This is a genomic window from Proteiniborus sp. DW1, assembly GCF_900095305.1.
In the GTDB taxonomy this organism is placed as follows: domain Bacteria; phylum Bacillota; class Clostridia; order Tissierellales; family Proteiniboraceae; genus Proteiniborus.
On sequence record NZ_FMDO01000034.1, the window covers coordinates 41,355 to 62,411 of the forward strand.

Here is a 21,057-nt window from a genome sequence, read left to right on the forward strand (position 1 = left end):
GGAGGTATGTAATGTGCTCCTTGAATTGAATATTCAAAATTTCGCAATTATAAATAAAATAAGAGTTAACTTTTCAAAAGGTTTAAATGTTCTAACCGGAGAGACAGGTGCAGGAAAGTCTATTATTATTGATGCCATTTCACTAGTATTAGGTAGTAGGGCAGATAAAGAGTTTGTTAGAGCTGGAAGTGAAAAGACAACTATAGAAGCCTTGTTTTTTATCGAAAATATGAGAGATGTTGAAAGAGTATTAGAAAGTTATGGAATACAAAAGGAAAAAGATAATACTTTGCTTATTACTAGAGAAATATATAATACTGGTCGAAGCACTTCTAGAGTGAATGGAAGAACAGTGACACTTAGTATGTTACATGAAATAACTAGTAAATTAATAGATATTCATGGACAACATGATCACCAATCACTTTTAAGAAGTGATAAACATTCAGAGTTTATTGATTCATTGGGGGACTATACAATAATTGAAATTAAAGAGAAAGTTAAAAAAGGTTATGAAGAACTACAAACCTTGAAATCTAGGCTTAAATCTTTATCTCAAGATGAAATGGAAAAAGAACGAAAAATGGATTTATTGAACTTTCAAATAGAAGAAATTGACGATGCAAGGCTCATAGATGGAGAAGAAGAGTCGTTGATTGCTGAATATAGTTTGTTATCGAATGCAGAAAGCATTGTAGTTACACTAGCAGATGCTATAGCAAATTTAGATTCTGGTTTTTACGGAAATAAGTCTATTATTGATCAATTAAATAACATATATACAAATTTACATAAGGTTTCCAAACATAGTGAGGATATTAGGAATTTTGCAAATACATTTGAGTCTATAGTCTATCAACTTCAAGATCTCACTAGGGAGATTAGATATTATCAGGATAAGATTGATTATAGTCCTGAAAGATTGAAGTTTCTTGATGAGAGATTGGATTTGATAAATAAGCTAAAAAGAAAGTATGGCAAAACTATAAATGAAATATTAGAATATAGAGATAGAATTAATAAGGATTTGAACCTCTTATTAAATTGTGAGGAAGAAATCAGGGAACTAAGAAGTAAAATTCAACAATGTGAAACAGAATTGAACAACATATGCAAAGATTTAACTGAAAAGAGGACATGCATATCAGAAAAATTTGAAAGAGAGATTACAAAAGAGCTTAGTGATGTTAATATGCCAAATGTAAATTTTAAAGTAAAAATTGAAAAGTTGGAACATTTTACTCAGAATGGTTTAGATAAGATTGAATTCTTAATTTCTACAAATCCTAACGAACCGTTAAAATCACTAGCTAAGATAGTCTCTGGCGGAGAGATGTCTAGAATAATGCTTGCTTTTAAGAGTATTCTAGCAGAAATAGATAAAATACCTACTCTAATTTTTGATGAGATAGATACTGGAATAAGCGGTAGAACTGCTCAGATAGTAGGAGAAAAAATCGCTAACATTGCTTCTAATCACCAAGTAATTTGTATCACACATTTACCGCAAATAGCTGCACTTGCAGATAGCCATTATTTAATACATAAAAAAATAACAGATAAAGAATTGACTACCGAAATAATCAAGCTTGACTATAATGAGAGAGTGGAAGAACTGAGTCGATTATTAGGTGGAGTGAGTTTAACTGAAACAACTAAACAACATGCTAGGGAAATGATAGAAATGTCAAAAAAAATAAGGTAGATAATCAAAATCAAAAAACATCTAATTTTTAGATGTTTTTTGTTATTTATCCATAAGATAAATAACTAACATGGTATTAATAACTTCTTGTAGTCTATTTAATCTATAATACGGCAATAGAGATTTTACTTTACATTTTGCTAAAAATTTGTGCTGAATAAATGAACATTAAAAAGGTCAAATTAGTCTTAAGCAATAAATTAGTTATTATAGTCTTCTAGTTACGAAGACTAGTGTTTTTTGGAGGTGAAGTTAAGTTAGAGGTTAATGGGAGAGTGATTTTGATTGCATAAAATGTCCAGTTGTAAAAAACTGATTTATTTTACTTTACTCCTAATTGTATTAATTTACGCGATACAAATTTTAAATATAGTTAGATTTCCCTCCCAAATTGACATAATTAAAGGAGATAGTAGAAACTTAAATATATTTTTCCCTTTTTCTTTAGAAATAGTAGAAGAATCCACAGATATAGTAAGAATTAATAATGAGAATAAAGACGGGCTATCAATAGGATTAAGAAATTCTTATAACTTAGAATCTACAAACAATGGAAGAGCAAACTTAAAATTCAAATTTCTTGGAATTTTCCCTATAAGGGAGGTTAAAGTAAATGTAGTAAACCAGACTTACGTTGTACCTGGTGGAGAGGCAATAGGCGTAAAGCTAAATACAAAGGGCGTTTTAGTTGTAGGCACATCAGAAATACTGAGTGTAGATGGTAAAACTTATAATCCTGCTAAAAATGCTGGGATAAAAGTTGGAGATACCATAACAATGATAGATGGAATTAAAATCAAGGATGCAGACCATGTAATTCATCTTTTAAACAATATAAAAAGCAATACAGTAAAAATTGAAGTTGAGAGAAATAACGCCAGCTTTACTACAGAGGTTTTGCCTGTAAAAAGCAAGCAAGATAATAGCTATAGATTAGGTATATGGGTAAGAGATAAAACTGCAGGTATTGGAACATTAACTTTTTTTGAGCCTAATAGTAGAAAATTTGGTGCACTTGGTCATGCTATCACTGATGTGGATACAGGAACATTAATGAAAGCAGAAAATGGAGAAATAATGAAAGCAAGAGTTTCATCAATAGAACAAGGGAAGAAAGGTAGTCCTGGAGAACTTAGAGGAATGTTTTTTGAAACTGATGAGGTATTAGGTAAAATCGAAAATAATACCACTTTTGGGATATACGGAACTATGTATGATAAAAATAAAATGTTTAAGCATAAAAAAGCATTGCCTATTGGATTTCAAAGCGAAGTTAAAACTGGTAAAGCTTATATATTAGCAAATGTTGAAGGTGATAAAGTAACAGAATACGAGGTTGAGATACTAAAACTTGAAAAACAAATAGTTCCTCAATCTAAAAGCATGGTTATAAAAGTTACGGATAAAAGCTTAATAAACAAAACTGGTGGAATTGTTCAAGGAATGAGTGGAAGCCCAATAATACAAAATGGAAAGATAGTAGGCGCAGTAACTCATGTTTTTGTGAATGACCCAACAAAGGGATATGGTATATATATAGAATGGATGCTTAAAGAAGCTGGAATCTACACTGATAATAATTCTGATTTTGCAGAAGGGAAATAAGTAAATTACAAGAGATAAGGAAATTTTCCATATCTCTTTTCTTTGCGATAAAAAAAGTGATAAAATTTTAAAAAAATAAAAAAATGAAATTATAGAAGGAAATATATTACTTTTGTCGAATTTATTAGTTGTACTTTATTTAATGTACTGTAAATTGATTTCAGGGGGGTAATTTACATTGAAAACTGAAAAAATTAGTATTGTAATTGCAGATGACAATAAGGATTTTTGTTGTATCCTTAGCGATTATCTTGCAACTCAAGAGGATGTAGAGGTGGTAGGGATAGCAAAGGATGGTCTTGAGGCCTTAGAGCTTATTACTAAGCAAAGACCAGACGTCTTAGTTCTAGATATTATTATGCCACATTTAGATGGTCTAGGAGTATTAGAAAGACTACATAATCTTGAATTAGAAAAGTTTCCTAAAGTTATAGTTCTATCAGCAGTAGGACAGGACAAAATTACTCAAAGAGCGATTAATTTAGGAGCTGACTACTATGTGGTTAAGCCTTTTGACTTTGATATTTTTATGAAAAGAATCAGACAGGTTACAGGAACAACACCAGCAATTATCGAAAGAAGGAAACAGATTGAAGTGCCTACAAGCCTAATAAATACTGCTAATTCACATAAGAGTTTAGAGGCTAAGATTACAAATATTATACATGAAATAGGCGTTCCTGCACATATTAAAGGGTATCTTTATTTAAGAGAAGCTATTACAATGGTAGTGGATAATGTTGGATTGTTAAGCGCTGTTACCAAAGAACTTTATCCTAACATCGCGAAGAGGTTTAATACGACACCAAGTAGGGTAGAAAGAGCAATTAGACATGCTATTGAAGTAGCATGGAGCAGGGGTAAGGTAGACACTATAAATAATTTGTTTGGATATACTGTTAATACTGATAAAGGAAAGCCTACCAACAGCGAATTTATTGCAATGGTAGCTGATAAATTGAGATTAGAGCAAAAAATTTCTTAATATTATGTTGAATTTAGCAAATCTCTTTTCAAACATGAAAGAGATTTGTTTAATTTTTGCTACTCCAGCAGGCTCGGTGAAACAATAATTAAGAAATTTGCTTGAAATATATGAGATTTAATCTTATTATTATAATGGTGATGGATTTTACTTAATAAAGTATTCATATATAAAAGATGGTTAAAATAGAAACAAGGTATTTTTTAGTAACGTTTGATTAACTTTCTATTTTTGGAGGTTCAAGAATGCTTATTAAAGGAATAATAAAGAAAGATAAAAAAACAAAAAACCTTATAAAAAGATTGAAACCTGGAGATATTGCTATTATAGATCACAAGGATATAGATGAAATAGCAGCAATTTCACTTGTAGAATCAAAAATTAAATGTGTATTAAATTTAAATTTATCAATTAGTGGCAAATATCCTAACAAAGGACCTTCTATATTAAGAGAATCTGGAATTATACTTTTAGAAAGCAAGAATAAAGAAATCTTTGATATAGTTACTGAAGGAGATGAACTGGAGTTAAATGACAATGTAATAGTATACAAAGATAATATTATTGGTACTTATGAAGAAATAAATGCAGAGCGAATTGAACAAATGCTAAAAATAGGATATAGTAATTTAGAGATTGAGCTAGATAAATTTATTGAAAACACACTCGATTATGCAAAAAAAGAAAAAGAATTAGTATTAGAAAAAGGTAATATGCCCAAAATTAAAACGAAAATGGCTAATAAACATGCTTTAGTAGTTGTTAGAGGGAAAGACTATAAAAAGGATCTAATAGCTATTCAAAATTATATTAATGAAGTGAAGCCCATATTAATTGGGGTAGACGGTGGAGGAGATGCTTTATTAGAATTTGGGTTTGTTCCAGACATTGTAATTGGAGATATGGATAGTGTTAGTGATAAATGCCTGAAACTGTCTAAGGAGATAATTGTACATGCATACAAAGATGGAAGAGCACCAGGTTTGGAAAGAGTTAAAAGTTTAGGATTAGAAGCTAAGATTTATCCCTCAGCTGGAACCAGTGAAGATGTTGCCTTTTTACTTGCTTATTCGAATAATGTAGATTTAATAGTTGCTGTTGGAACTCATAGTAATATGATTGATTTTTTGGAAAAAGGTCGTAGTGGCATGGCTAGTACTTTTTTGGTTAGATTAAAGGTAGGCTCAAAATTGGTTGATGCTAAAGGAGTTAATATGCTCTATAGGAGTAGTCTTAAGATAAAGTATGTTATTGGATTAGGTATTGCTGCATTAATACCTATAATTGTTCTAACACTTATGTTTCCACCAATGCAAGAAATTATAAGATTAATTCAAATTCGGTTAAGGATTTTATTTGGATTTTAGGAGGTTGTTTTAACTTGACTAATATTAAGTATTATGTTTTAACTGTTGTTTCAATTTTTTTAGCGCTTGCAATAGGAATCTATATAGGGTTTATGTTTGATGCACAGGATATACTTATGTCTCAAAAAGAGGATATAGTATCACAACTTGAAGAGAGATTTGATTATCTAGAAGAAGAAAACAAAGCTGTAAGAGAGGAAATATCTCGAGTCACAAAAGAAAATGAGCAAATAAAGGAATTTAACAGAGCGATTTATGGTGAGGTAATAAAAGATCGATTAGGTGGAATTAAAATAGCAATTATTGAAACTAGTGAGGATTACATTTATAAAGGGGTTAGCCAGATATTAGAAGTAGCTGGTGCTGAAATAACATCAATAACAACAATAAAGAATAATATTGACACAAATGACGACCTATTAAAAAGTGCATACGAAATGGCAACTGGTATTGAAGCTGATAATAGTAATCTTCTAAAGCTTTCGATCGAAAAATTAGCTTATGAGATTATAAGCGGTGAAGATAATAGAATTCTAGAAACATTCAAAAACGTAGAATTAATTGATTTTACTGGAACATACTTAACATCAGTAGATTATGTATTAATTGCTGGAGGAAGAAAAGTAGAAGATGAAAAAAGGTTTGATGTTATTGATGACAGAATAATAGATGTTTGCAAAGAATTGAATATTCCTGTTATTGGAATAGAAAAGGAAGATGTATATTTCTCTTATATAGACAAGTACAAGGATAATAGAATTTCTTCTATAGATAACGTAGATACTATTATGGGAAAAGTAGCTTTAGTATTGGCTATTGATGGTAGACCAGGGAACTATGGAATAAAGCCTAGTGCTGAAAGCTTAGTTCCTAATTTAAGTACTATAATTAGTGAATAAAGGGAGAGTTATGAATGAATAATTCTAAGTCAAAGGTCGTGGCAGTTATACCTGTTTACAATGAAGAGATATTCATAGAAAATACGATTGAAAATATCAAAAAAATTAATTTAATAGATGAAATAATAGTTGTTGATGATGGCTCTACAGATAAAACTAAAGAAATAGTAAGTAAGCTAGATGTTACACTTATAGAAATAGATAAAAATCGAGGAAAGGGATATGCTATCAGTAAAGCTATTGATAAATCTAATTTTGATTATTTGGTGCTGATAGATGGAGATTTAGGTAAGACAAGTAACGAAGCCATAAAGCTAATACTTCCAGCCTTAAATAATGAGGCAGATGTAATTATTGCAAGATTTCAGAAAGCTAAGAAAAAGGGAGGCTTTGGCTTAGTAAAAAAACTAGCTAATAGAGGAGTTTATTTTTATACAGGAAAAAATATCACCTCTACCTTATCTGGACAAAGAGTTTATAGTCGAAAAGCAATTGAAAGCATTAATTATATTCCAGATAGATTTGGTGTTGAAGTGGCTATGACCGTGGCAGTACTGAGAAATGGCTTTACTATAAAGGAAATAGATGTGGGAATGACTCATAGGGAAACAGAAAGAAACCTTAAAGGATTTATACATAGAGGTAGGCAATTTTTTAATATTCTAATTACATTAATAAAATTAGGAATTAGAAGGTGAATAAATGTGGAGCTATAGTATTGTAGTATTTTTTATTAGTAGTGCTTTAAGTCTTATGGCAATTCCTCTTATTCGTGACTTACTAATAAGTAATAATTGTACAGCCTTAAACTATAGAAAACAGCATATCCCAATAGGTATGGGCTTAGTATTTGTATTAGTGCAGTCATTTGTTATACTTACACTTGGCTTATATAAAAACACTATTGACAATTTTATTTTTTCCTATATTATTTCAATACTTATGATTGGTTTAATTGGTATAATTGATGATTTAATTGGTGAAAAAGATGTTAAGGGATTTAAGGGCCATATAGCTTCATTATTAAAGCTAAAGCTTACTACAGGTGGCTTAAAACTAATAGTAGGTGGAGTTGTAGCTCTGATTATATCTCTAACAATATCTGTAAATATAGTAGAGCTAGTGGTAAATGTACTAATAATAGGTCTTTTCACTAATCTAATTAATCTTTTTGACTTAAGGCCAGGAAGGGCAGGCAAGGTATTTATTTTACTTTCTATTATACTCCTTCTTAGTGCAGAAATACGAGACTATAACTATATTATAACTTCATTATTAGGTATTATACTAGTTTATCTCCCTTATGATTTAAAAGCAAAATCTATGATGGGAGATACAGGGTCAAATGTGTTAGGCATGACACTTGGTGTTTTCTGTGCAGGAACGCAACCATTTTTAGCAAAAGTACTTTATTTAACACTATTAATTATTATTCATATTATTACAGAATTTTATTCTCTATCAAGAATCATTGATAATAATAGACTATTATGCTATATTGATAGATTAGGAAGAGAATAGGAGGTTATTCAACTGTTATCATATAGAGAAGGCATTGTTACGAAAATAAATGAAGTTGATGATCAAATTACTTGGATTGATGTAGACATAGAAGGAGAAAGGGCAAAGGCCGTTAACTATAATGCTATAACTGGTTATATTAGTATTGGAGATAGAGTTATTTTAAATACTACTGCAGTAGAATTGAGCCTTGGCACTGGTGGATACCATTTTGTAATTTATAATAAAAAACATAAAGAACAAACTATAAGTAATGACTTAGGGCATATCATGAAATTGCGATATACACCCTTGCAATTTAAATGTCTTGCTGCTGAAGAGCAGGATTCTAAATATCATGATAAATTTAATAGTTTTAAAAGCTTAGATAATTCAATTTATATAGTTGGAACTTTACATAGTATGTTAGCACCTATTGCTTCAGTTATAAAGTGGCTTAGACCTGAGCTTAAAATCACATATATAATGACAGATGCTGGTGCTTTGTCTTTGCATTTTAGTAAAACTGTTAAACGACTAAAGAATGAAAAAATTATAGAAAATACTATAACTATTGGGCATGCATTTGGTGGAGACCTAGAATGTGTTAATATATATACTGGTATTATAGCTGCAAAAACTATAGCTAATAGTGATGTTACAATAATAGCTATGGGACCAGGAATAGTGGGTACAGGTACAAAATATGGGTTTAGTGGGATAGAGCAAGGATATATAATAGATGCAGTTAATAAATTAGGTGGTTTAAGTTTTGCAGTACCTAGAATAAGCTTTGCTGATGAAAGAGAAAGACATAAAGGGATAAGCCATCATACATTAACTATTCTTAATGATATCGTTAGTACAAAAACTAATTTAGCCTTACCTGTACTTAATGATGAATATGCTGATTTTATTAATAATCAAATAAAATCTAATGATCTTGATAAGAAACACAATATATTTTTCGAGAATGGCAGTGAAGTAATAGATGCATTAAATTACTATGGATTAGATGTAAAGACTATGGGCAGAAGTTATTATGATGATGAAGCTTTTTTTCATACATTAGGTGCTGTTGCAAAGGTTGCTATTAATTTTTTAGATAGTGCTCAATAATTTCTAATAGTGTAGCATTGTTACCATAGACAATTATCATGTCATCAATTGCCTCTATTATTTCATCAAAATTGCCTATAAAGATAAATTTGTTCTTTATTGTGATTTTAATCATTTAGCTCAACTCCTTAATAATATATAGTAATATATGATGATTTTGTTTTTTTATTCCATAAGGGAGGTTAATGTATGATTTATGAGGAAAAAACGATGAAAAGTGAAAAAATATATGAAGGTAAGATATTGTCTGTAAGAGTTGATACAGTTGAATTACCAGATAAAAAGTACTCAAAAAGAGAAATTGTTGAGCATCCAGGAGCAGTTGCCATTGTAGCAATAACAGATGAGAAAGAAATAGTATTAGTCAAACAATTTAGGAAGGCTACTGAAACAGTATTACTTGAAATACCAGCAGGAAAGTTAGAAATAAATGAACACCCTCAAGATTGTGCAATTAGAGAACTTAAAGAAGAGACAGGGCTAGAAGCAAAAAAAATTGAATACATTCTTGACTATTATTCATCTCCTGGATTTGCAAATGAAAAAGTGCATATTTTTATAGCATCAGAGTTGTTAAGTGGAGAAGCTGAGCTAGAGGAAGATGAATATATAGATGTAGTCAAAGTAAACATGGATGAAGCCTTAGAAATGATTAACAATGGAACAATCAAAGATGGAAAGACTATAATCGGTATTTTTATGGCTTATAATAAATTGAACAATAATGAATGATATTAGAGAAATTATAAAATCACTAATGTAATATTATCTCCCTAAGAAGCATATTAATGTGTATAGGCTTGTATGAAAGGGGGATATACTTTTGGTGATTAAAGATATAGTTTACAAAAATATCAAGGACAACTTTATACTTTATTTTTTATTAGTTTTAGCTTTAATGATTGGTATTTCTGCTGGTGCAATTACTATAAATGTATTAAATGAAGAGCAAAGTCATAGCCTTATTGGCTTTTTAGATTCCTTTTTCCAAGTGTTAAGCAAAGAAAAAATCGACAGTTTTATTTTATTAAGGCACTCCATAGTCAATAACCTTCAAACTATAGTATTGATTTGGATACTTGGCATAACAGTAATTGGATTACCTATAGTCATTTTTATAGTTGTTCTTAGAGGATTTATAGTAGGTTTTACTGTTGGTTTTTTAATTAATGAGTTAGGTTTTAAAGGCTTTGCCTTTTCAATGTTAACCATATTACCTCAGAATATTTTTGTTATTCCAGGGTTAATAGCCTTAGCAGTTTTATCAATTAATTTTTCATTGAAAGTAGTAACAAGCAAAACAAAAAGAAATTTAAAGTTTTGTTTTTTATCTGAGCTAACTAGCTACTCTATATCAACTGCTATCCTTTCACTGTTAATAATTGTAGGAAGTTTAGTAGAAGCTTATATAACACCTGTTTTTATGAAGTTATTGTTAGGCTATGTTATATAATCAAATTTATATGAACATAAATAGCCTGTTTGAAAACACTAAATTTTTTTGTTTGTTAAAAACAAAAATATTTTGGAGGATTTTGAAAACTAATGTTGAATTATAACTATACTTAAGATTATAAAGGGGAAATATTATGGATAGCAACTTACATAATTTCAATGGTTATCTTGAAGTGGAAAAAGAGCTTTCTCACAATACAATAGAATCCTATAATAGAGATTTGAAGCAATTTTCTAACTATCTAAAAGAAAATGGTATATCTGATTTTACTAATGTGAATAAGACGCTAATAATCACTTATCTTATGAGTATGCAAAAATCTGGGAAATCAGTTTCTACAATATCGCGAAGTATTGCTTCCTTAAGATCCTTTTATCAATTTCTCTTGAACGAAGGAATTATTAGTAAGGATCCAACTATAAATCTTCAATCTCCTAAACAAGAAAAAAAACTTCCGAGTATATTAACACCTAAAGAAGTAGAAATATTACTTGAGCAACCTGATCTAGATTGTTCTAAGGGAATTAGGGACAAGGCTATGCTAGAACTACTATATGCATCAGGAATTAGAGTTTCAGAACTTATTGCATTAAATGTAGATGATATAAATTTATACATGGATTATATTATTAGTTCTAAGGATACACCTAACGAAAGAGTTATACCTATTGGGAAGATGGCAGTTAATTTTTTGAGCATATATATAGAGAAACATAGAATGAACCTCATAAAAGATCTGAAAGAAAAATCATTGTTTGTTAATTATCATGGAAAAAGACTTACAAGACAAGGGTTTTGGAAAATTGTAAGAGGTTATACTAAGCGTGCAAAAATTAATAAGAATATAACTCCACATACATTGAGACATTCTTTCGCAGCCCATTTGTTGCAAAATGGCGCTGACTTAAAATCAGTTCAAGAAATGTTAGGACATGCAGATATATCTACTACTCAGGTTTATACTTTAGTTACTAAGAATAAAATCAAAGAAGTATATAAAAAGGCACATCCAAGAGCATAATCCCCACCTTTTGGTGGGTTAATTTTTCTGTAAGAACTTATATAACTTATGGGTATAATAGAATATAGGTAAGGGAGGAATGATCACTATGATAAATAACATAACCTTAATAGTACTAGATAGTGTGGGAATAGGAGAGTTACCAGATGCCCATAAATATGGAGATGAAGGCAGTAATACATTAGGGAATATTATTAAAAATGTAAGGAATATTAATTTGAAAAATCTAAATATGCTTGGTCTTGGTTTAATAGAAGGTGTAGAAGGCTTAGAGCATATTGAAAATCCAATTGGCTCCTATGGGAGACTTTCTGAAAGTTCTGCAGGTAAAGATACTACAACAGGACATTGGGAAATAGGAGGAATAATTCTTAAAGAACCTTTTCCAACTTTTCAAAATGGTTTCCCTGATGAGCTTATAGAAAAATATGAAAAACTTATAGGTACAAAAGTACTAGGGAATAAGGTGGCATCTGGAACTGTCATATTAGAAGAACTAGGAAAGGAACATATGGAGACTGGCTATCCAATAATCTATACTTCCGCAGATAGTGTTTTTCAAATAGCAGCCCATGAGGAAATTATACCAGTTAATAGGCTTTATGAGCTTTGTGAAATAGCTAGAGAGATTTTGATTGATAAATATGCAGTGGGTAGGGTTATTGCAAGACCATTTCTAGGGGAACCTGGAGCATTCGTAAGGACATCAAATAGAAAGGATTTTTCCCTAAAACCAACTGAAGATACAATGTTAGATATTATTAAAAAATCAGGATTAGAGGTCATGGCTGTTGGAAAAATTGAAGATATTTTCAGTGGACAAGGAATTACTAAAAGTGTCCATACTATAAGTAATATGGATGGAATAGATAATACAATAAAATATATTAAAGAGCGTAACAAAGGATTAATATTTTCAAATTTAGTTGACTTTGATATGAAATATGGTCATAGAAATGACATAGAAGGATATGCGAGGGCTCTAGAAGAATTTGACAGTAGGTTACCAGAAATAATTGAATGTCTTAGAGAAGATGAGGTTTTGATGATTACTGCTGATCATGGTTGTGACCCGACTACAGCTAGTACAGACCATTCAAGAGAATATGTACCTATTCTCATCTATGGAGATAAGATAAAAAGTGGAGTTAATATTGGTACTAGGAGTACATTTGCAGATATAGGAGCTACTATATTAGACTTATTAGGTTTAGATGGCCTTAATAATGGTAAAAGCTTTGCTGATTTAATTTTAAAAAGATAGGAGGAGACGTAGTGAGCTTAGTTGAAAAAATTAATGAAACGATACAATATTTGGCTAGCAGAACTAATAGTAAACCTAAAATTGGGATCATTTTAGGCTCAGGCCTTGGTCCACTGGCGGATGAGATATTGAATGCAGATATAATTAAATATGATGAAATACCAAATTTCCCTACATCTACTGTACAGGGGCATAAGGGCCAGTTAGTAGTTGGAGAATTAGAAGGTAAAAAAGTTATTGCAATGCAAGGAAGGTTTCATTATTATGAAGGTTATCCAATAGATAAAGTTACATTTCCAGTAAGAGTTATGAGAGCATTAGGAGTAGATACTATAATAATAACTAATGCTGCAGGAGGAGTAAATCGTGAATATGCACCTGGTGATTTGATGGTCATAACAGATCATATTAATTTTACCTTTGATAATCCTCTAATTGGAAAAAACTATGATGAATTAGGACCTAGATTTCCAGATATGTCTCATGCATATGACAAATCATTAATAGATTTAGCAATAAAATCTGCTAACAATTTAAACTTGAATATTAAACAAGGAGTTTATATGTGGAATTCAGGGCCTACATATGAAACACCAGCTGAAGTTAGAGTGGCTACTTTTTTAGGAGCTGATGCAGTAGGAATGTCTACTGTACCTGAAGTTATTACAGCAGTTCATGGGGGCATGAAAGTACTTGGAATATCATGTATTACAAACATGGCATCTGGAATATTGGATCAGCCTTTAAATCATAGTGAGGTAATTGAAACTTCTGAAAGAGTAAAAAATGATTTTATTTCTTTAATTAAAGAAATATTAAAAGAATTATAGTGAGGGGTATTTAAATGGAAAACTTATTATATGCTATTGAGAAAGCTAGTTCATATATAAGAGAAAGAATTGACTTCACACCTGAAATTGGACTGATTTTAGGCTCAGGTCTAGGAACACTAGTAGATGAAGTTGAGAATCCTATTGCAATTGATTATAAAGATGTACCTTATTTTCCTGTATCTACAGTAGAAGGTCATGAAGGAAAATTAATTTTAGGGGAATTAGAAGGTAAAAAAGTTATTGCAATGCAAGGAAGATTTCATTATTATGAGGGATATACATTGCAGGAGATAACCTTTCCAGTTAGGGTAATGAAATCCCTTGGTATAAAAATGTTATTGGTAACTAATGCATGTGGCTCATTGACGAAAGACTTTTATCCAGGTGCATTAATGATTATGGAGGATCATATTAATTTCATTGGAGATAACCCTCTTATTGGGCAGAATTATGATGAATTAGGTCCTAGGTTTCCTGATATGTCCTCTGCATATGATAAGGAGCTAATTAGGTTAGCAGAAAGTGTTAGTAAAAAACTTGATATTGAAACTAAGAAAGGTGTTTATGTAGCTATAAGTGGTCCTAATTATGCTTCAAGAGCTGAACTTAGAATGCTTAGAAAGATTGGTGCAGACACAATAGGAATGTCTACAGTACCAGAAGTTATAGTTGCTAGACATTCAGATTTAAAGGTATTAGGTATATCTTGTGTTACGGATATGGCAATAGCAGATGAAATAGTTTCAATAAGCCATGAAGAAGTTATTAAAGTAGCTAATGAAACTAGACCTAAATTTATAAGACTTGTTAAAGGTATACTTAATGAGGTGATACTATAATGAGAATGTATGATATTATTCAAAAAAAGAGAGATGGAAAAGAATTATCTACTGAAGAAATTAATTTTTTTATAAATGGCTATTCAAAAGGCGAAATTCCTGATTATCAAGCAAGTGCATTGCTTATGGCAATATACTTGAAAAAAATGAACAAAAGAGAGACTGTAGATTTGACAAATGCTATGGTAAACTCTGGGGAAACAGTTGATCTTTCTCTTATAGAAGGGATAAAGGTCGATAAGCATAGTACTGGAGGTGTTGGTGACAAGGTGACACTAGCCTTAGGTCCTATGGTGGCTGCATGTGGATTACCATTTGCAAAAATGTCTGGAAGAGGGTTAGGGCATACTGGTGGAACCTTAGATAAACTTGAATCTATTAAAGGCTTAAGAACCGAATTTTCTAGAGAAGAGTTTATTTCAACTGTGAATAAAGTGAAATTATGTATATGTAGTCAAACTGCTAACATTACACCTGCTGACAAGAAATTATATGCTTTAAGGGATGTAACTGCCACTGTAGATAATATTTCTCTAATTGCTAGTAGTGTAATGAGCAAAAAAATTGCTGCAGGTTCTAATGCCATTGTATTAGATGTTAAGGTTGGTAGTGGTGCGTTTATGAAAGAATTAGATGATGCATTTTTACTAGCTGAGGAAATGGTAGGTATAGGTAATAGTGTAGGTAGAGAAACAGTTGCAATAATATCTAATATGGATGAGCCACTAGGTTATGCAGTAGGTAATTCAATTGAAGTAATAGAGGCCATTAATACTTTACAAGGTAATGGACCAGAAGATTTTGTAGAGTTGTGCTTAACACTTGGTTCTATGCTATTAGTCTTGGGTAAAAAAGCTGAAAATATGAACTATGGTAGAGAAATGTTAGTACAAGTCATAGATAATGGAAGTGCTTATAATAAGCTACTGGAATTTGTTGAAGCTCAGGGTGGAGATGTAAATTATATTAGGAATACAGAGCTACTACCTAAAGCTAGCAATAAATTTGAAATATTAAGTGACTGTGATGGTTATATTAAGTCAATTGATGCTGAAGAAATAGGAAAATGTGCGCTAGCATTAGGGGCAGGAAGAGAGACGAAGGAAAGTAACATTGATTTAGCTGCTGGTATAATCTTGAATAAGAAGGTTGATGATAAAGTAAATAAAGGAGATGTTCTAGCATATTTGCTTTATAATGATCCAGACAAAGCTAAGGGCATTGATACCAAGTTAAAGAATGCTATAAAAATTGGTGACAAAAATAAAGAAAAAAAGAAGTTAATTTATGGAATTGTAGACTCAGATGGAGTAAAGAGGATGTAGTTTTTCATAAGCTTAGGAGACTAAAATGTAGTCTCCTTTTTTTGTATTTTTACCCTTGAATAAGTTATTAGATTGATGGTTAATATAAAATTAAATATTAGGTGAAAGGAGGATAAAATGAATAAGCTAGCAAGATATAGAAGAGTAATTAGCATAACAGCCATTTTATTGATATTAGTTACGCTTTCAAATCATTCATATGCAGAAACTGAGGAACCTTTTAAATTAGAGGCAAAATCAGCAATATTATTGGATGCAATAACTGGAGAAATTTTATTTGAAAAAAACATACATGAGAAATTACCCCCAGCTAGTATAACAAAAATTATGGTTCTTTTAATTGCAATGGAAGATTTAGATAGTGGAAAAATAAAACTTGATGATAAAGTTCAAGTAAGTTCTAATGCAGAAAGAATGGGTGGAAGCCAAGTATATCTAGAAGCTGGAGAAACCCAGATACTAGATGACTTATTAAAAGCTGTTTGTTTAAGGTCTGCAAATGATGCAGCAGTAGCATTAGCAGAGCATATATCAGGTAGTATAGATGTATTTGTTCAGAGAATGAATGATAGAGCAAAGGAGCTTGGAATGACTAATACCCATTTTAAGAATGCAACTGGACTACCTGATCCAGAACACCTTACTACTGCATATGATATTAGTTTAATGTCAAGAGAACTATTGAAACATCCTAAAATTCATGATTGGCTAACTATATATATGACTGATATTAAAGTAGGTAAAAATAAAGATGTAACTCAAACTCTTGTAAATACAAACAAACTAATACGAGATTATCAAGGTGCAAATGGATTAAAAACAGGTCTAACTAATGATGCAGGTCATTGCCTTGCTGCATCAGCCAAGAGAGGTAATTTGTCTCTAATAAGTGTAGTTTTGGGCGGACCAACATCAAATAGTAGATTTTCAGAATCAAAGAAGCTCTTAGACTTTGGATTTGCAAACTATGAGTCATTACCTATATGTAGAAAAGATGAGGTTGTTAAAAAAATTAAAGTATCCAAAGGAAAAGGAAACATTGTAAATATAGTTGCAGAAAGCGATTATAGTCTTCTAATACGAAAAGGAGATTCAAGAGAAATAGAAAAAGAGATAATACTTCCCGAAAAAATCAATGCTCCATATGAAAAGGGACAAAAGTTTGGAGAGATTGTATTAAAGAACAATGGTAAAGAAGTTGGTAGAGTAAACTTAGTTACAGAAGAAGGAATGAATAAGGCTTCAATTATTGATATGTTTAAAAAAGTCACAACCATGTTTTTAGGTAATTCTAAGTAATAGATTACAGGATATATGATATAATATATATCCTGTAATCTAGTTTTTTGCTAAAGTATGATAGGTTATGTCTATTGACAACAATTTTATATTGTTATATAAATTGATTGTTGGAGCAATTTATAATAGAGGGAGATAATAATGGAATATAAAGTAGTGTTAGAAGCTTTTGAAGGACCAATGGACCTACTTATGCATTTAATAGAGAAGGAAAAAGTTGATATATACGATATACCAATAGCTAAGATTACAGACCAGTATATAGAATACATTCAAGGTATGCAAAGTATAGATTTAAATTTGACCAGCGAGTTTTTAGTCATGGCTGCAACGCTTCTGGAAATCAAGTCAAAGATGCTACTACCTAAAAGCAGTAGTGATGATGAGCAATTAGAAATGGAAGAAGCAGACCCTAGAGAAGAGCTTGTAAGAAGACTAGTAGAATATAAAAAGTTTAAGTTGGTAGCAGAGAACCTTAAAACTAAAGGTGATACTCAAAGTAAGATTTTTTTTAAGCAGAAAGAAGAACTAGAAGAATTTATGGAACAGGATTCATTTGAATTAGAAAAAATAGACTTTAAAGAGCTATTTTTAGCATATATGAATATTCTAAATAAATCTAAGGAAAGTATAAAAAAAATAAATTTAGCTGAAATACAAAGGGACGAGCTGACTATAGAAGATTGCATGGACGATCTGGAAAATGTTATTAAAGAAAAGAAAAAAGTCAAATTTAATGAGCTATTTAAAGAGGATAGCACTAAAAATAGAGTTGTTGTTATCTTTTTGTCTATACTTGAGTTGATTAAATTAAAAAAAATTAAAGTAGTACAAGAGAAAAATTTCGGAGATATAGTAATTAAGAGTAATAATTTATAGAGTTAGACTAGAGGTGAACTTTATGGACAGTAGAGAAATAAAATCTATTATAGAAGCATTATTATTTACTTGGGGAGACCCTTTATCATTGGATGATATATCTGATGTGCTAGAGTTAGATAAACAATCTTTATCTAAAATTATGAGTGAAATGATTGATGATTTTAACTTTAATAGAAGAGGAATCCAAATTATACAGGTTAATGATAAGTATCAACTAAGTACTAGGCCTGAACACTTTGAATGGATAAAGAAATTATGTACTCCTAGGGTTAATAAAACCTTATCTAATGCTGCTCTTGAAACATTATCAATTATAGCTTATAAACAACCTATTACTAAAGCAGAAATAGAAATAATTAGGGGAGTTAAATGCGACAAAGCACTAAATACTCTAATAGAGAAAAATTTGATTAAGGAAATTGGAAGACTTGAAAAGACTGGTAAGCCAATTATTTATGGAACTACTGATGATTTTTTAAAATGCTTTGGTTTATCTACATTAGAAGCTTTGCCTTCTCTTGATGAAGACAATATAGAAGAGAACATTTTAGGTGAAATAAAAGATATCGATAACACAAAATAAATTTGTGTTATTTTTCTTTTTTTGGAAAAGATATTTAAATAGATAGTTAATCTTTATATGGAGTTGATATACTTGAATTTTTTTTTACTAATATTACTTATTGCTATAGTTATTATAATTGCTATAATTTTTATTCCGATCTATATTGAATTCATAATTATGAAAAAAAAGAAAAATAGCACCATAGGTGTAAAATTAATTTTGTTAAAGGGATTATTCAAATTTCAATATGAAATCGAATACTTAGATTTGGTTGCAAAAATTAATATGAAGGGGTATAAGCTAGACGAAAAAAAAGTTGAAAGCTATAAAATAAAGGAGAAGAAAGGATTTGAATTAGAATATATAATTGAACAATTCCATAATTTGAGAAAAAATCTAAGCTTATTTAGAAATATTATCCAATATATAGTAGAGAAAATTATTTTAGAGTCACTAAGCTTGAATGCTAGATTTGGGCTAGGAGATGCTGCACTTACTGGCATAACTTATGGGGCACTCTGGGCTGTAATGGGTGTTTTTTTAAATGTTCTATATAGTAATAAAGATGTTAAAAACTTAAGTGTAAAACTATGTCCAGATTTTAATGAAACTATTTTAGAAGTTGACTTTTTCTGCATAATAAAGATTAAATTTGCCCATATTATTATTGCAAGCATAAAAGGAATAAAAGTACTTATAAAAGGCGGTGTATTGAATGGCAGATCATCCTATTCAAGGTCTAATGAAGACAACAATGGAGAGTATTAAAGAAATGGTAGATGTAAATACAATAGTTGGAGACCCAGTTCAATCTCCTGATGGGCAAATAATAATACCTATCTCGAGGGTTTGCTTTGGTTTTGCTTCAGGAGGTACTGAGTTTAACTGCGCTAATGGAAAATATGAAGAGCAAAATGAAGGTAGTGATAAAAAGTTACCCTTTGGTGGAGGTACAGGAGCAGGAGTTTCTGTACAACCAGTTGCTTTTATAGTAGTAGGTAATGGAAACATGAAGTTGCTACCTGTGGATCAAAATGCAAATATAATAAACAGTATCTTGGACTTAATACCAAAAATGGCAAATGGAATACAGAACAAATTTAAGGATAAAGAACCTAAAGAAAAAAACACACAAATAATTACAGAAAGTAGCGGTAATAATTAGGGGCAGAAAAATCTGCTCCTAACTATTGACGTAACATATTTTTAGATTAATGGAGTGTTGTTAAATATGCTAAGAAAAATTAAAATAGTTGTAGTTATCTTAATTTCAGTTAACTTATTAGTAGGTTTTGCTTATCCTTCACCAAGTGCAGAAAGTGCGGTTTTGATTGACTCAAAAACTGGAAGAGTAATATATTCTTTAAACCATAATCTTAGGAGACCTATGGCTAGTACAACTAAAATTATGACTGCCTTATTAGCAATAGAACATGGCAATCTAGATTCAATAGTTAAAGTAAAGGAAAATGCTGTAGGAGTTGAAGGTTCAAGTATTTATCTAGTCAAGGGTGAGGAAATTTTATTAAAGGATTTGATTTATGGTTTAATGTTAAGATCAGGAAATGATGCTGCAGTGGCTATTGCAGAGCATATATCTGGTTCAGTAGATAAATTCGTTGATCTTATGAATGAAAAAGCTAGAGATATAGGTGCTCTTAATACGAATTTTGTAAATCCACATGGCTTACATGATCCAAACCATTTTTCAACTGCATATGATATGGCAATTATCACTAGAGAAGCAATGAAGTTGGATTTTTTTAGAGAGGTATCGAAAGCAAAAAATTGGATTGCAAATAGGGAAATAAATCAATATTTTTCAAACAAAAATGATGTTGTTTGGAAATATAATGGTGGAGATGGAGTAAAAATTGGATACACAAAGACTGCTGGTAGATGCTTAGTAGCTAGTGCAACTAGAAATGAGATGCAATTAATTGCAGTTGTATTAAATGATGGCAATTGGTTTAATGATTGCTATAACATGCTTGACTATGGTTTTGAAAAATATAAGCCAACCCTACTATTAAGTGAGGGGCAGTTTTTAAGAAAAGTTGAAGTATTAGATGGTGACAGGAAATACTTAAACATAAAATTTGAAGAGGATCTTATAATTCCACTTGATGAAAATGAAAAAGAAAAGACTAAAGTGGTTTTAAATCTTCTTGATACAATAAAAGCCCCTGTAAGTAAAGGGCAAAAGTTAGGTAATGTTCAAGTTTTTATTGAAGGAGAACTAATATATACTACAGAAATAAAAGCTAATACTGAAATCAGTTATTCTAGACCTAATGGGAATTTTATAAAATTTTTGAAAAATATATTTTAAAGTAAGTAAAATTACATTTACAACATGGTTTTTTATACCATGTTTTTTTGTCACAAAAAAC

22 protein-coding genes are annotated in these 21,057 nt (G+C 30.5%); 21 read left to right on the top strand and 1 reads right to left on the bottom strand.

Annotation, left to right across the window (positions count from 1 at the left end; genetic code table 11):
* Positions 1-13: 13 nt before the first annotated feature.
* The 8 genes from recN (at position 14) to DW1_RS08735 (ending at position 9,180) form a co-directional block, all read left to right on the top strand.
* Positions 14-1,705 carry a DNA repair protein RecN gene (recN, locus tag DW1_RS08700; RefSeq protein ID WP_074350231.1) on the top strand — a complete coding sequence of 564 codons (1,692 nt, stop codon included), beginning with the start codon at positions 14-16 and terminating at the stop codon, positions 1,703-1,705.
* A 294-nt stretch (positions 1,706-1,999) separates the two neighbouring features.
* On the top strand, positions 2,000-3,310 hold the full coding sequence (gene spoIVB / locus DW1_RS08705) for a SpoIVB peptidase (protein WP_074350272.1): 1,311 nt from the start codon (positions 2,000-2,002) through the stop codon (positions 3,308-3,310).
* Between the two features lie 178 nt (positions 3,311-3,488).
* On the top strand, positions 3,489-4,295 hold the full coding sequence (gene spo0A / locus DW1_RS08710) for a sporulation transcription factor Spo0A (protein ID WP_074350232.1): 807 nt from the start codon (positions 3,489-3,491) through the stop codon (positions 4,293-4,295).
* A 245-nt stretch (positions 4,296-4,540) separates the two neighbouring features.
* Positions 4,541-5,662 carry a putative cytokinetic ring protein SteA gene (gene steA / locus DW1_RS08715; protein ID WP_074350233.1) on the top strand — a complete coding sequence of 374 codons (1,122 nt, stop codon included), beginning with the start codon at positions 4,541-4,543 and terminating at the stop codon, positions 5,660-5,662.
* Between the two features lie 14 nt (positions 5,663-5,676).
* Positions 5,677-6,561 (top strand): copper transporter, encoded by an 885-nt coding sequence (locus DW1_RS08720; RefSeq protein WP_083605600.1) that lies wholly within the window; start codon positions 5,677-5,679, stop codon positions 6,559-6,561.
* 14 nt (positions 6,562-6,575) lie between these two features.
* Positions 6,576-7,259, top strand: coding sequence for a glycosyltransferase family 2 protein (locus DW1_RS08725; RefSeq protein ID WP_074350235.1), 684 nt, complete (start codon positions 6,576-6,578; stop codon positions 7,257-7,259).
* Between the two features lie 4 nt (positions 7,260-7,263).
* Positions 7,264-8,082 (top strand): phospho-N-acetylmuramoyl-pentapeptide-transferase, encoded by an 819-nt coding sequence (locus tag DW1_RS08730; protein ID WP_074350236.1) that lies wholly within the window; start codon positions 7,264-7,266, stop codon positions 8,080-8,082.
* Positions 8,083-8,169: 87 nt separating this feature from the next.
* The gene (locus tag DW1_RS08735; protein ID WP_347499712.1) at positions 8,170-9,180 is read left to right on the top strand and encodes a DUF3866 family protein; all 1,011 of its coding nucleotides are present in this window, start codon (positions 8,170-8,172) and stop codon (positions 9,178-9,180) included.
* On the opposite strand, the gene DW1_RS15550 is transcribed toward DW1_RS08735, so the two are convergent.
* Complete coding sequence (locus DW1_RS15550; protein ID WP_159433576.1) at positions 9,155-9,295, bottom strand: hypothetical protein; 141 nt, start codon at positions 9,293-9,295, stop codon at positions 9,155-9,157. The two genes, DW1_RS08735 and DW1_RS15550, sit on opposite strands and share 26 nt — an antisense overlap.
* A 74-nt stretch (positions 9,296-9,369) precedes the next feature.
* Here DW1_RS15550 and DW1_RS08740 point away from each other — a divergent pair, with 74 nt between their 5' ends.
* The 13 genes from DW1_RS08740 (at position 9,370) to DW1_RS08800 (ending at position 20,996) form a co-directional block, all read left to right on the top strand.
* Complete coding sequence (locus DW1_RS08740) at positions 9,370-9,912, top strand: NUDIX hydrolase (RefSeq protein WP_074350238.1); 543 nt, start codon at positions 9,370-9,372, stop codon at positions 9,910-9,912.
* A 94-nt stretch (positions 9,913-10,006) separates the two neighbouring features.
* A complete protein-coding gene (gene spoIIM, locus DW1_RS08745; protein WP_242942464.1) occupies positions 10,007-10,633 on the top strand; it encodes a stage II sporulation protein M in 627 nt (208 codons plus the stop codon).
* Between the two features lie 136 nt (positions 10,634-10,769).
* Positions 10,770-11,657, top strand: a complete 888-nt coding sequence (gene xerD, locus DW1_RS08750) for a site-specific tyrosine recombinase XerD (protein ID WP_074350240.1) — start codon at positions 10,770-10,772, stop codon at positions 11,655-11,657.
* Between the two features lie 88 nt (positions 11,658-11,745).
* Positions 11,746-12,921, top strand: coding sequence for a phosphopentomutase (locus tag DW1_RS08755; RefSeq protein ID WP_074350241.1), 1,176 nt, complete (start codon positions 11,746-11,748; stop codon positions 12,919-12,921).
* A gap of 11 nt (positions 12,922-12,932) precedes the next feature.
* A complete protein-coding gene (locus DW1_RS08760) occupies positions 12,933-13,751 on the top strand; it encodes a purine-nucleoside phosphorylase (RefSeq protein WP_074350242.1) in 819 nt (272 codons plus the stop codon).
* 14 nt (positions 13,752-13,765) lie between these two features.
* Positions 13,766-14,593: a purine-nucleoside phosphorylase gene (locus tag DW1_RS08765; RefSeq protein WP_074350243.1), complete on the top strand. Its 828-nt coding sequence runs from the start codon at positions 13,766-13,768 to the stop codon at positions 14,591-14,593.
* Positions 14,593-15,918: a pyrimidine-nucleoside phosphorylase gene (locus DW1_RS08770; RefSeq protein ID WP_074350244.1), complete on the top strand. Its 1,326-nt coding sequence runs from the start codon at positions 14,593-14,595 to the stop codon at positions 15,916-15,918. Before DW1_RS08765 ends, DW1_RS08770 begins: the two co-directional genes overlap by 1 nt.
* A 117-nt stretch (positions 15,919-16,035) precedes the next feature.
* Positions 16,036-17,217 carry a D-alanyl-D-alanine carboxypeptidase family protein gene (locus DW1_RS08775; RefSeq protein ID WP_074350245.1) on the top strand — a complete coding sequence of 394 codons (1,182 nt, stop codon included), beginning with the start codon at positions 16,036-16,038 and terminating at the stop codon, positions 17,215-17,217.
* A gap of 141 nt (positions 17,218-17,358) precedes the next feature.
* The gene (locus DW1_RS08780; RefSeq protein ID WP_074350246.1) at positions 17,359-18,096 is read left to right on the top strand and encodes a segregation and condensation protein A; all 738 of its coding nucleotides are present in this window, start codon (positions 17,359-17,361) and stop codon (positions 18,094-18,096) included.
* A 22-nt stretch (positions 18,097-18,118) separates the two neighbouring features.
* The gene (gene scpB, locus DW1_RS08785) at positions 18,119-18,682 is read left to right on the top strand and encodes an SMC-Scp complex subunit ScpB (protein ID WP_074350247.1); all 564 of its coding nucleotides are present in this window, start codon (positions 18,119-18,121) and stop codon (positions 18,680-18,682) included.
* Positions 18,683-18,841: 159 nt separating this feature from the next.
* Entirely contained in the window at positions 18,842-19,432 is a 591-nt protein-coding gene (locus DW1_RS08790; protein ID WP_159433578.1) for a DUF2953 domain-containing protein, read from the top strand.
* A complete protein-coding gene (gene ytfJ / locus DW1_RS08795; RefSeq protein WP_074350249.1) occupies positions 19,380-19,829 on the top strand; it encodes a GerW family sporulation protein in 450 nt (149 codons plus the stop codon). Before DW1_RS08790 ends, ytfJ begins: the two co-directional genes overlap by 53 nt.
* Positions 19,830-19,895: 66 nt before the next feature.
* Positions 19,896-20,996 (top strand): D-alanyl-D-alanine carboxypeptidase family protein, encoded by a 1,101-nt coding sequence (locus tag DW1_RS08800; protein WP_074350250.1) that lies wholly within the window; start codon positions 19,896-19,898, stop codon positions 20,994-20,996.
* Positions 20,997-21,057 lie beyond the last annotated feature (61 nt).

What these genes read in the sequence shown, in the direction of transcription:
- DW1_RS08800 (WP_074350250.1), top strand. Translation starts at nt 19,896, where the DNA reads ATGCTAAGAAAAATTAAAATAGTTGTAGTTATCTTAATTTCAGTTAAC.
- DW1_RS08765 (WP_074350243.1), top strand. Translation starts at nt 13,766, where the DNA reads ATGGAAAACTTATTATATGCTATTGAGAAAGCTAGTTCATATATAAGA.
- DW1_RS08755 (WP_074350241.1), top strand. Translation starts at nt 11,746, where the DNA reads ATGATAAATAACATAACCTTAATAGTACTAGATAGTGTGGGAATAGGA.
- DW1_RS08780 (WP_074350246.1), top strand. Translation starts at nt 17,359, where the DNA reads ATGGAATATAAAGTAGTGTTAGAAGCTTTTGAAGGACCAATGGACCTA.
- DW1_RS08790 (WP_159433578.1), top strand. Translation starts at nt 18,842, where the DNA reads ATGAAAAAAAAGAAAAATAGCACCATAGGTGTAAAATTAATTTTGTTA.
- DW1_RS08730 (WP_074350236.1), top strand. Translation starts at nt 7,264, where the DNA reads ATGTGGAGCTATAGTATTGTAGTATTTTTTATTAGTAGTGCTTTAAGT.
- DW1_RS08725 (WP_074350235.1), top strand. Translation starts at nt 6,576, where the DNA reads ATGAATAATTCTAAGTCAAAGGTCGTGGCAGTTATACCTGTTTACAAT.
- xerD (WP_074350240.1), top strand. Translation starts at nt 10,770, where the DNA reads ATGGATAGCAACTTACATAATTTCAATGGTTATCTTGAAGTGGAAAAA.
- DW1_RS08770 (WP_074350244.1), top strand. Translation starts at nt 14,593, where the DNA reads ATGAGAATGTATGATATTATTCAAAAAAAGAGAGATGGAAAAGAATTA.
- DW1_RS15550 (WP_159433576.1), bottom strand. Translation starts at nt 9,295, where the DNA reads ATGATTAAAATCACAATAAAGAACAAATTTATCTTTATAGGCAATTTT.
- spoIVB (WP_074350272.1), top strand. Translation starts at nt 2,000, where the DNA reads ATGTCCAGTTGTAAAAAACTGATTTATTTTACTTTACTCCTAATTGTA.
- DW1_RS08775 (WP_074350245.1), top strand. Translation starts at nt 16,036, where the DNA reads ATGAATAAGCTAGCAAGATATAGAAGAGTAATTAGCATAACAGCCATT.
- steA (WP_074350233.1), top strand. Translation starts at nt 4,541, where the DNA reads ATGCTTATTAAAGGAATAATAAAGAAAGATAAAAAAACAAAAAACCTT.
- DW1_RS08740 (WP_074350238.1), top strand. Translation starts at nt 9,370, where the DNA reads ATGATTTATGAGGAAAAAACGATGAAAAGTGAAAAAATATATGAAGGT.
- scpB (WP_074350247.1), top strand. Translation starts at nt 18,119, where the DNA reads ATGGACAGTAGAGAAATAAAATCTATTATAGAAGCATTATTATTTACT.
- ytfJ (WP_074350249.1), top strand. Translation starts at nt 19,380, where the DNA reads ATGGCAGATCATCCTATTCAAGGTCTAATGAAGACAACAATGGAGAGT.